The 9838-nt window shown below is 74.1% G+C and carries 11 protein-coding genes and 1 pseudogene; 9 read left to right on the top strand and 3 right to left on the bottom strand.

Annotated elements, in window-relative coordinates:
• The first annotated feature begins 38 nt into the window (after positions 1-38).
• Positions 39-356, top strand: coding sequence for a DUF3039 domain-containing protein (locus NBM05_RS08125; protein WP_373689312.1), 318 nt, complete (start codon positions 39-41; stop codon positions 354-356).
• 161 nt (positions 357-517) lie between these two features.
• Positions 518-2260, top strand: coding sequence for a DEAD/DEAH box helicase (locus NBM05_RS08130; RefSeq protein ID WP_254166440.1), 1743 nt, complete (start codon positions 518-520; stop codon positions 2258-2260).
• A gap of 12 nt (positions 2261-2272) precedes the next feature.
• Here NBM05_RS08130 and NBM05_RS08135 read toward each other — a convergent pair whose 3' ends face one another.
• Positions 2273-2908 carry an isochorismatase family protein gene (locus NBM05_RS08135; protein ID WP_254166428.1) on the bottom strand — a complete coding sequence of 212 codons (636 nt, stop codon included), beginning with the start codon at positions 2906-2908 and terminating at the stop codon, positions 2273-2275.
• Between the two features lie 46 nt (positions 2909-2954).
• Positions 2955-4217, bottom strand: coding sequence for a nicotinate phosphoribosyltransferase (locus NBM05_RS08140; protein WP_254166442.1), 1263 nt, complete (start codon positions 4215-4217; stop codon positions 2955-2957).
• A 286-nt stretch (positions 4218-4503) separates the two neighbouring features.
• Here NBM05_RS08140 and clpS point away from each other — a divergent pair, with 286 nt between their 5' ends.
• Genes clpS through NBM05_RS08175 form a run of 7 tightly spaced genes read left to right on the top strand, consistent with a single transcriptional unit; the run spans position 4504 to position 9578 of the window.
• Positions 4504-4839 carry an ATP-dependent Clp protease adapter ClpS gene (clpS, locus tag NBM05_RS08145; RefSeq protein WP_254166429.1) on the top strand — a complete coding sequence of 112 codons (336 nt, stop codon included), beginning with the start codon at positions 4504-4506 and terminating at the stop codon, positions 4837-4839.
• A gap of 3 nt (positions 4840-4842) precedes the next feature.
• Positions 4843-5409: a DUF2017 domain-containing protein gene (locus tag NBM05_RS08150; protein ID WP_254166430.1), complete on the top strand. Its 567-nt coding sequence runs from the start codon at positions 4843-4845 to the stop codon at positions 5407-5409.
• 37 nt (positions 5410-5446) lie between these two features.
• Positions 5447-6463, top strand: coding sequence for a glutamate racemase (gene murI, locus NBM05_RS08155; protein WP_254166431.1), 1017 nt, complete (start codon positions 5447-5449; stop codon positions 6461-6463).
• A 3-nt stretch (positions 6464-6466) separates the two neighbouring features.
• Entirely contained in the window at positions 6467-7309 is an 843-nt protein-coding gene (locus NBM05_RS08160; protein ID WP_254166432.1) for an MBL fold metallo-hydrolase, read from the top strand.
• On the top strand, positions 7306-8064 hold the full coding sequence (gene rph, locus NBM05_RS08165) for a ribonuclease PH (RefSeq protein WP_254166434.1): 759 nt from the start codon (positions 7306-7308) through the stop codon (positions 8062-8064). Before NBM05_RS08160 ends, rph begins: the two co-directional genes overlap by 4 nt.
• Complete coding sequence (gene rdgB, locus NBM05_RS08170; protein WP_254166436.1) at positions 8061-8714, top strand: RdgB/HAM1 family non-canonical purine NTP pyrophosphatase; 654 nt, start codon at positions 8061-8063, stop codon at positions 8712-8714. The genes rph and rdgB overlap by 4 nt, the downstream gene beginning before the upstream one ends.
• Before the next feature lie 15 nt (positions 8715-8729).
• Complete coding sequence (locus NBM05_RS08175) at positions 8730-9578, top strand: phosphotransferase (RefSeq protein ID WP_254166437.1); 849 nt, start codon at positions 8730-8732, stop codon at positions 9576-9578.
• A 110-nt stretch (positions 9579-9688) separates the two neighbouring features.
• Here NBM05_RS08175 and NBM05_RS08180 read toward each other — a convergent pair.
• Positions 9689-9838, bottom strand: a pseudogene (locus NBM05_RS08180) (thiamine pyrophosphate-dependent enzyme); the annotation flags it as partial.

Consider the following 9838-nt stretch of genomic DNA (forward strand, 5'->3'; position numbering starts at 1 on the left):
TCATCCGGGGGCGGCCGGGGCGTAGAATGGTGGGCATGATGTTTGCCCGCTCACCCGAGATCCTGAACTCCACCGAGCCCCTGGACGACACCGGTTACGGGTCCGCCCCGGGCGGTGCCGCCACCATCGAGCGCGAGGAGACGCGGCAGCTCTCCGAGCCCGGCGACCACGAGCGCTTCGCGCACTACGTGCGCAAGGAGAAGATCATGGAGTCGGCGCTGTCCGGCGAGCCGGTCATCGCCCTGTGCGGCAAGGTCTGGACCCCGGGCCGGGACCCGGAGCGCTTCCCGGTCTGCCCCGAGTGCAAGGAAGTCTACGAGGCCATGCGCGGCGGGGGCGACGAGGGCGACGAGTAGCCCCGTCCCCCACCCCTGACCCGGCGGCGTCGTGCCCACGGCGCCGCCGTCGCCGTGCACGGGCCGCGACCGCGCGCCCCCAGAAGACCAGCAGGAGCGAGTAGCCACCAGTGACCGAAGACTCATCACAACCGTCCCTGTTCGGCGGAGCCGGCGCGGAGATGCCCCCGGCCTACCCGGACCGCGCCGCATGGGGGACCGCCTCCAAGCTGCGCGCCTGGCAGGCCGAGGCCCTCGAGAAGTACTTCGCGAGCCAGCCCCGCGACTTCATGACGGTCGCGACGCCGGGCGCCGGCAAGACCACCTTCGCGCTGCGCGTGGCCAAGGAGCTCATGGACCGCGGGACGGTCGCGCGGCTGACCGTCGTCGCGCCCACCGACCACCTGAAGTCGCAGTGGGCCGACGCCGCCGCCCGGGTCGGCATCGCGATCGACCCGAACTTCAAGAACGCCGACGGCCAGCACGCCCGCGGCTTCCAGGGCGTCGCGCTGACCTACGCGCAGGTCGCCAACAAGCCGCTGCTGCACCGGGCCCGGACGGAGAACGCCCGCACCCTGGTGGTCCTCGACGAGATCCACCACGCCGGCGACGCGCTGTCCTGGGGCGACGGCCTGCGCGAGGCCTTCGAGCCGGCGCACCGGCGCCTGGCCCTGACCGGCACGCCGTTCCGCTCCGACTCCTCCCAGATCCCCTTCGTCCGCTACGAGGCGGACCAGGAGGGGCTGCTGCGCTCGCAGGCCGACTACTCCTACGGCTACGGCCCGGCGCTGACCGACCACGTCGTGCGCCCGGTGCTGTTCATGGCCTACTCGGGCCAGATGCGCTGGCGCACCAGCGCGGGGGAGGAGATGGCCGCGGAGCTCGGCGAGGGCTTCACCAAGGACATCACGGCCCAGGCCTGGCGCACCGCGCTGGACCCCCGCGGGCAGTGGATCCCCTCGGTCCTGGCCGCCGCAGACCAGCGGCTCACCGAGGTCCGCCGCACCGTGCCCGACGCCGGCGGCCTCGTCATCGCGACCAACCACGAGGACGCCCGCGCCTACGCCGCCCGCCTCGAGAAGATCACCGGCGTCAGGCCCGCCCTGATCCTCTCCGACGACAAGACCGCCTCGGACCGCATCGACTCGTTCTCGGACTCCGACGAGCGCTGGATGGTCGCGGTCCGCATGGTCTCCGAGGGCGTGGACGTGCCCCGCCTCTCGGTGGGCGTCTACGCGACCAGCACCTCGACGCCGATGTTCTTCGCCCAGGCGATCGGCCGCTTCGTCCGCGCCCGCAAGCGCGGGGAGACGGCGTCGATGTTCCTGCCCTCGGTGCCGCACCTGATGACGCTGGCCCACGAGATGGAGGCCGAGCGGGACCACGCCCTGGACCTCACGGGCAAGCCGGACGAGGAGGCGATCGTCGCGGCCGACGAGGGCCTGGACGACGAGCTGCTCGAGGAGGCCAACCGCGAGGAGAAGGCCAGCTCGGCGCTCGCCGGGGGCCGCTTCGAGGCGATCGGCTCGCAGGCGTCCTTCCACGGCGTGCTCTACGACGGCCAGGACTACAACGGCTTCGAGATCGGCTCCGAGGACCAGGACTTCCTGGGCATCCCGGGCCTGCTCGACGCCGACCAGGTCGGCACCCTGCTCCAGGAGCGTCACCAGCGCTCGCGGCAGGGGGGCGCGGCGGCCCGGCCCCGCGCGGAGGCCGGGGTCCCGGACCACCGGCAGCTGAAGGACCTGCGGCAGAAGCTCGCGAAGAACGTCTCGGCCTGGGCCGCGCGCACGGGCGAGCCGCACGGTTCCGTGCACAACTCCCTGCGCCGGGCGTGCGGGGGGCCGGCCGTGGCGCAGGCGACCGCGGATCAGATCCAGGCGCGGATCGACAAGCTGCAGAACTGGTTCATCGGCCGGAAGTGACCGGGGCGGGGCTCACCGCCCGACGTCGCCGGACTCGGCGATCTCGACGCCGGCCCCCTCCATCCGCTCCACGGCCTCCTCGGCCGCGTCCTCGGCGATCGAGGCGGTGAGGTCCAGCAGCACGCGGGTCTCGTACCCGGCGTCGACGCCGTCGAGGGCCGTGGCCAGCACGCAGTACTCGGTCGCGATGCCGACGACGTCGACCGCCTCGATCCCGCGCTCCTGCAGCCAGTCGTCCAGCGAGACGTTGAGCGTGTCCTCGACGACCTGCCCCGGCTCCCGCTCGCCGGCGGCGACCGCCTCCTCGGGGATCAGCAGGCCCTCGAAACCGGAGTGGCCGTCGTCGTAGGCGCCCTTGCGGAAGCCCGCGTCGACGCCGTCGACGTCCAGGTCCTCGTGGAGGGCCGCACCCTCGGAGCCCGCGCGGCAGTGCACGGGCCAGGAGGTGCGGTAGTCCGGGTCGTCCGAGAAGTGGGTGCCCGGGTCGACGTGCCAGTCCTGGGTGGTCACCACGGCGTCGTACGCGGCGCGGTGGGTCAGCAGGTACTCGGAGATCTCGCCCGCCACCTCGGCGCCGCGGCTCGTGGCCAGGGCGCCGCCGGGGCAGAAGTCGTTCTGGACGTCGACGATGATCAGCGCGCGGGTCATGCTCGCCTCCTGGGTCGTGGGGGGTCGTGGGGTCTGGCTCGCGGGTCTAGTGGTCGAGGTGCTCGGTGGGGATGACGGGCTCCCCCTCGGAGAGCCGGCGGGCCGCGACGGGCAGCTCGGCGACGGAGGCCCGGTGCCGAGCTGCCGCGGCCTCGACGCCCTCCGCGCCGGTGGCCCCGGGCAGGATCTCCCCGTCGGCCACCAGCGGCACCGACAGGCGCCGGGCCGACTCGCCCTCCAGCAGGCCCGGGTCCAGGGCGAGCAGCTCGGCGCCGGCGCGCCCGGCCGCGTCGAGGCGGCGCGCGGCGTGCTTGTACCCGCCCACGGACCCCTTGCCCAGCGACCTCTTGGCCACGGGCTCCAGGACGCCGTCCGAGTTCTCCCGGGCCACGAGCTTGTACACCATCGAGGTGGTGGGGGCCCCGGACCCGGTCACCAGCCGGGTGCCGACGCCGTAGGAGTCCACGGGGGCCGCCTGCAGCCCGGCGATCGCGTACTCGTCGAGGTCGGAGGTGACCGTGATCTGGGTGTCGCGGTTGCCCAGCGCGTCCAGCAGCTCGCGGACCCACCCGGCCTGGCCGGCGAGGTCGCCGGAGTCGAGGCGCACCGCGCCCAGCCGGGGCCCGGCGATCTCGACGGCGCGGCGCACGGCGGCCTCGACGTCGTAGGTGTCCACCAGCAGCGTGGTCCCGGTGCCCAGCGAGTCGACCTGCGCCCTGAACGCCTGCTCCTCGGTGTCGTGGAGCATCGTGAAGGCGTGGGCCGAGGTCCCGATGGTGTGCAGCCCGTAGCGGCGCCCCGCCTCCAGGTTGGAGGTCCCCGCGAAGCCGGCGACGACGGCGGCGCGCGCGGCGGCCACGGCCGAGCGCTCGTGCGTGCGGCGCGCCCCCATCTCCAGACACGGCCGGCCCTCGGCGACGCCGGTCATCCGGGAGGCCGCGGAGGCCACGGCCGAGTCGTGGTTGAGGATGGAGAGGATCAGGGTCTCCAGGACGCAGGCCTCGGCGAAGGTGCCCTCGACCTGCAGGACGGGGGAGTGCGGGAAGAAGGCCTCGCCCTCGGCGTAGCCGTGGATGGTGCCGGTGAAGCGGAAGTCCGCGAGGAACTCGAGGGTGGGCCCGTCCACGACCCGCTGCTCCTCCAGGAAGGCGAGCTGGCCGTCGTCGAACCGGAAGCCGGCCAGCTGCTCGAGGAACCGGCCCGTCCCCGCCAGGACCCCGTAGCGGCGCCCCGCGGGCAGGCGGCGGGTGAACGTCTCGAAGACGCAGCGGCGCCGGTGGGTCCCGGCCTTGAGGGCGGCCTGGATCATGGTCAGCTCGTAGTGATCCGTGAGCAGGGCGGATGAAGTCTCAGTCACGCCTCACCACCCTACCGGCGCCGGCGGCGGGCCCCCAAGCGGCCCGCCCCCGGGGCCCCGGGCGGCGCGCGACCGATGCCCCGAGCGGTTCGCCCCGGCGCCCCGACCGGCCCGCCCCCGGCCGCTTTCGGCCGGTCGCCTCGTCGCCCCGGGCGGCCCCGCCCTCCGCCGCCCGAACGTGACGCTCGCGGCACCCGCCGGACAGGGCGGCCCCCTTGGCACTACACTGAACCGGGATATGGTCACTCTTACTTCAACTGCCGCCCCGGTGAACGCCGAGGGGCTGCCGGAGACCACCCCCGAGGGGGAGGTCGGCCTGCTCGAGCGGGCCAGCTCGGCGCCGCCCTGGAAGGTCGTGGTCTGGAACGACCCCGTCAACCTCATGAGCTACGTCACCTTCGTGTTCCGCTCCTACTTCGGATTCTCGGAGGCCAAGGCCCGGCGGCTCATGCTCGCCGTGCACGAGGAGGGCAGCGCGGTCGTCTTCTCCGGCAGCCGCGAGGAGGCGGAGCGCCACACCTCCGCCCTGCACGGGTACGGACTGTGGGCGACCTTCGCCCAGGAAGGGGAATAGCCGATGGCCACTCCGTTCCGCAGCGGCCGCAAGGGCATCGTGGGCTCCCTCGAGGGCCCCGAGCGCGACCTGCTCCGCAAGCTCTTCCGCGACGTCATCCTGACCCTCGAGCCGGAGCCCCGCGAGGACGAGGACCCGCTGGCCCGGCTCCTGGGCATCGGCGAGGAGACCGAGCCGCCCGAGGACCCCGCGCTGGCCCGGCTCCTCCCCGGCGGCACCGCCGACGAGGAGGGGGCGGCAGAGTTTCGCCGCTTCACCGAGCGCTCGATCCGCGAGACCAAGGTGGGCCGGCTCCGCATGGCCGCGATGGACTGCGAGTCCGGCCGCCTGGAGCTCGACGACGAGCACGCCGCCGCGCTCTCCGCGGCCCTGAACGACGTCCGCCTGGTCCTCGGCACCCGCCTGGGCATCGAGTCCGAAGCCGACGCCGCGCGCATCGCCGAGTACTCGGACTGGCAGCAGGCCCGCGACGTCGAGTCCTACATGGCGCTGGTCTACCAGTTCGTCTCCTGGCTCCAGGAATCGCTCGTCGAGGCGATGCTGGCCCGCCTCGACAGCGGTTCACACTGAGTCCGAACGCCCCGCCGGGGTTAACCTCGAAAGCACCATGAACACCGATACCCACACCCTCGTCACCGCCTCCCGCACCGCGTGGGGCAGCACCCTGCCCGCCGGGCCCACGGCCGGCGCCCCGATCGGCGTCTTCGACTCCGGGGTGGGCGGGCTGACCGTGGCCCGGGCGATCATGGACCAGCTGCCCAGCGAGCAGGTCATCTACGTGGGTGACACGGCCCGCGGGCCGTACGGGCCGCTGAGCATCGCGCAGGTGCGCGCCAACGCGCTGCGCATCATGGACGACCTCGTGGACTCCGGCGTCAAGGCCCTGGTGATCGCGTGCAACACGGCGTCGGCGGCGGTGCTGCGCGACGCCCGGGAGCGCTACACCGCCCGGTACGACATCCCCGTCCTGGAGGTCATCCAGCCGGCCGTGCGCCGCGCGGTCGCCGCGACCCGCAACGGGCGGATCGGGGTGCTGGGCACGCGCGCCACCATCGCCTCGCGCGCCTACGAGGACGCGTTCGCCGCGGCGCCGCACCTGGAGATCTTCCCGCAGGCCTGCCCCGAGTTCGTCGACTTCGTGGAGCGCGGGATCACCAGCGGGCCGGAGCTGCTGGAGTGCGTTGAGCGCCGCCTGGCGCCGATGCGCGAGGCCGGGGTGGACACCGTCATCCTCGGCTGCACCCACTACCCGCTGCTGACCGGGGTCATCTCCTACGTCCTGGGGGACGGGGCCACCCTGGTCACCTCCTCGGAGGAGACCGCCAAGGACCTGTTCCGGGCCCTGACCACCCAGGACCTGCAGCGGCCCGCGGGGGAGAGCCCGGCGCACGAGTTCGTCGCGACCGGCGACCCCGAGTCCTTCCGCTCCCTCGCCCACCGCTTCCTCGGACCCGAGGTCACGGGCGTGCGCCACGCGAGCCGCATCGCCGAGTCCTACCCCACGGGCTCCCTCGCGGTCGTCACCGAGGACATGCTCGCCACCGGCCGGATTGCGCGGCCCGGGGGAGCGGACGCCGGCGGGCTGCGCGCCGGCCCGGCATCGACCAGCGAGAGGACTGCATAGACCATGGAACTCACGGTGATCGGCTGCTCGGGATCCTTCGCGGGCCCCCACTCGCCCGCCTCCTGCTACGTCGTCAGCGGCGACGACGCCGCGGGCCGCACCTGGCGGCTCGTGCTCGACATGGGCAGCGGGGCGCTGGGCAGCATCCAGCGCCACCTGCCGCTCACGGCCATCGACGCCATCCTCGTGAGCCACCTGCACCCGGACCACTGCATCGACCTGGCGGGGCTGCACATCGCGGTCCGCTGGGACCCGCGCGGCTGGGGCCGGGGCCCGATCCCGCTGTACTCGCCCGAGGGCTCGCACGCCTACCTGGCCCACCCCCACGGCATCGGGCTGGACCCCGGGCTCACGGGCTCCTTCGAGTTCCACGACTGGCACGAGCGACAGGCGGTGGAGATCGGCCCCTTCACGGTCGAGGCGTTCCGCGTGCTGCACCCGGTTGCGGACCCCTACGCGATCCGCGTGACCCACCACGGTCCGGACGGGGACGCGGTGCTGGCGTACTCGGGCGACTCGGACTCCTGCGAGGCCCTGGTCGACGCCGCCCGCGACGCCGACGTCTTCCTCTGCGAGGCCGCCTACCAGGAGGGGCGCGACGACGCCCTGCGCGGCATCCACCTGACCGGCCTGCGCGCCGGGGAGATCGCGGAGCGGGCCGGCGCCCGGCGTCTGCTGCTGACCCACCTCCCGATCTGGAACGACCCCGCCACGGCCGAGGAGGAGGCCCGGCGCGCCTACTCCGGCCCCGTCCTGATGGCCGCGGCCGACCACCGCTACGAGATCCCCGCGGCCGCCCACCCCGACCGGACAATCGTCCCCGCGAAGGCTAGGGTTGAGCCATGACCTCTCAGACTTCCCCGAACAGCACCGCGCGCGCCGACGGCCGCGCCGTCAACGAGCTCCGGCCCATCTCGATCACCCGCGGATGGTCCCAGAACGCCGAGGGCTCGGCGCTGATCGAGTTCGGCAACACCCGCGTGCTGTGCACGGCGTCGCTCACCGAGGGCGTGCCCCGCTGGCTGCGCGGCGAGGGCCGCGGCTGGGTCACGGCCGAGTACGCGATGCTGCCCCGGGCCACCAACACCCGCTCGGCCCGCGAGGCCGTCAAGGGCAAGATCGGCGGCCGGACGCACGAGATCTCGCGGCTGATCGGCCGCTCGCTACGCGCCGTGATCGACATGGACGCCCTCGGCGAGAACACCGTGGTCCTCGACTGCGACGTGCTGCAGGCCGACGGCGGCACCCGCACCGCCGCCATCACCGGCGCCTACGTGGCGCTCGCGGACGCGATCGCCTGGGCCCAGCGCGAGGGGATCGTGCACCGCAGGAAGTCCCCGCTGACCGACTCGGTCGCGGCCGTCTCCGTCGGGATCATCGACGGCGTCCCGGTGCTCGACCTCCCCTACGTGGAGGACGTCCGGGCGGAGACCGACATGAACGTCGTCGTGACCGGCAGCGGCTCCTTCGTGGAGGTCCAGGGGACCGCGGAGGGCGCCCCCTTCGACCGCGACGAGCTGAACTCCCTGCTGGACCTCGCGCTGGAGGGCACGGCCGAGCTCGCGGCGATCCAGCGCAGCACCCTGGAGGAGGGCGAATGACCTCCCCGCGCCTCGTCCTCGCCAGCCACAACCAGGGCAAGCTCCGCGAGCTGCGGGAGCTGCTGCGCGACCGCGTGGAGGGCCTGGACGTGGAGACCGAGGTGGTCGACGCCGGCGCCGTCGGGGCCCCGGACGTCACCGAGACGGGCGTGAGCTTCGCCGAGAACTCGCTGCTCAAGGCGCGCGCCGTGACCCGGGCGACCGGGCTGCCGGCCGTGGCCGACGACTCGGGCCTGTGCGTGGACGTCATGAACGGCGCCCCGGGGATCTTCTCCGCCCGCTGGTCGGGTCGCCACGGGGACGACGCCGCCAACCTGGAGCTGCTGCTGGCCCAGCTGGAGGACGTGCCCGAGGAGCACCGCGGCGCGCGCTTCCGCTGTGCGGCGAGCCTGGCCCTGCCGGGCGGCGAGGAGCGGGTCGAGCACGGCGAGATGCCCGGCTCCCTGCTCCGGGCGCCCCGCGGGACCGGGGGATTCGGCTACGACCCGATCTTCGTCCCGGCCGAGCTGCCCGTGGACCTCGCCGGCAGGACCGCTGCCGAGGTCCCCCCGGAGGTCAAGAACGCGCTGAGCCATCGCGGCCGCGCCCTGGAGGCCCTGGTGCCGCACGTGCGTCGGGCCCTCGGAGCCGGTTCGGAGGGGCGGGAGTAGCAGACCGTGGCCCACATGTCCCCGTTCGCCCGCATGAGGTACCGCCCGGTCGTGCAGGCGGTCCTGGATCAGGCGGGCGTCCGCGTCGACCCCGAGGACTGGGAGGTCCACTCCAACGGCTCCGCCCACACGGTGATCAACGCGGGCGACCGGGTCAGCGTGCGGGTCGCCAAGTCCTACGCCGTCGCGCAGCGGGTCCAGCGCCGCACCGACCTGCTGCGGGCGCTGCCGGCCAACCTGCCCTTCGCGGTGCCGCGGCCGGTCACCCGGATCCTGACCAAGAACGGCCTCACCGCCGTGGGGCTCACCTGGGTCCCCGGCGCCCCGCGGGAGGTCGGACCCGCCCCGGCGCGCACGCTGGGGAGGACGCTGCGGGCCATCGGCCGGGTGGACACCGAGCCGCTGACCCCGTACCTCGACACTCCCTTCCAGCACTGGGGCGGCAGCGACTGGGCCGCGACGCTGCGGGAGCGGGTCGTGCCCCTGCTGCTGCACGGGCACCAGGGCCGGGCGCTGCGGCTGATCGACGACGCCCTGGACCTCGACCCGGTCGCCCCGCGGCTGATCCACTCCGACTTCGCCGGGCATAACATCCTCTGGCGCCGGGACAGGGTCAGCGGCGTGATCGACTGGGACCACGCCTCGGTGGGCGACCCGAGCTGGGACATCGCCTCGGCCGGCAACTGGTTCGGCTGGGAGACGATCACCCGCTGCGTCGGCAAGGACTGGGCCGCGCGGGGCAAGGTGCTGCAGCGGCTCATGCCCCTCCAGTCGGTCGGCTACACCGTGGTCAACGGGTTCCAGGGGGCGATCCTGCGCGAGTCGGTGGAGCGCGCCGACGAGTGGATCCAGCACCACGCCTGAGCCCCGGACGAGGGGAAGCGACACCGGAGGCGGGAGCGGCGGGCAGCGGCCCCGCGCGGCGCCCCCGGCGCCGGGGGGGGCGGACCCGCCGCCGGGGGGCCCGGCCCCGGGCCGTTCAGGGGGACCCCCCGGCCCCCGGCGATCGAGACCACCAGCCGCTCCGGGTGGCGCAGCGAGGCCGCGACCGCCGAGGGCACCGAGTAGCCCATCGAGCCGTTGCGGGCCGAGATCATCCGGGCGTAGCCGTGGGTGGGGAAGTA

The sequence above is a fragment of the Rothia santali genome (assembly GCF_024199905.1).
Lineage (GTDB): Bacteria > Actinomycetota > Actinomycetes > Actinomycetales > Micrococcaceae > Rothia > Rothia santali.

Bases quoted from the DNA above. Each gene is read 5' to 3' on its own strand.
- clpS (WP_254166429.1), top strand. From the start codon at position 4,504: ATGGTCACTCTTACTTCAACTGCCGCCCCGGTGAACGCCGAGGGGCTG.
- NBM05_RS08125 (WP_373689312.1), top strand. From the start codon at position 39: ATGTTTGCCCGCTCACCCGAGATCCTGAACTCCACCGAGCCCCTGGAC.
- rph (WP_254166434.1), top strand. From the start codon at position 7,306: ATGACCTCTCAGACTTCCCCGAACAGCACCGCGCGCGCCGACGGCCGC.
- rdgB (WP_254166436.1), top strand. From the start codon at position 8,061: ATGACCTCCCCGCGCCTCGTCCTCGCCAGCCACAACCAGGGCAAGCTC.
- NBM05_RS08130 (WP_254166440.1), top strand. From the start codon at position 518: ATGCCCCCGGCCTACCCGGACCGCGCCGCATGGGGGACCGCCTCCAAG.
- NBM05_RS08160 (WP_254166432.1), top strand. From the start codon at position 6,467: ATGGAACTCACGGTGATCGGCTGCTCGGGATCCTTCGCGGGCCCCCAC.
- murI (WP_254166431.1), top strand. From the start codon at position 5,447: ATGAACACCGATACCCACACCCTCGTCACCGCCTCCCGCACCGCGTGG.
- NBM05_RS08175 (WP_254166437.1), top strand. From the start codon at position 8,730: ATGTCCCCGTTCGCCCGCATGAGGTACCGCCCGGTCGTGCAGGCGGTC.
- NBM05_RS08150 (WP_254166430.1), top strand. From the start codon at position 4,843: ATGGCCACTCCGTTCCGCAGCGGCCGCAAGGGCATCGTGGGCTCCCTC.
- NBM05_RS08135 (WP_254166428.1), bottom strand. From the start codon at position 2,908: ATGACCCGCGCGCTGATCATCGTCGACGTCCAGAACGACTTCTGCCCC.
- NBM05_RS08140 (WP_254166442.1), bottom strand. From the start codon at position 4,217: ATGATCCAGGCCGCCCTCAAGGCCGGGACCCACCGGCGCCGCTGCGTC.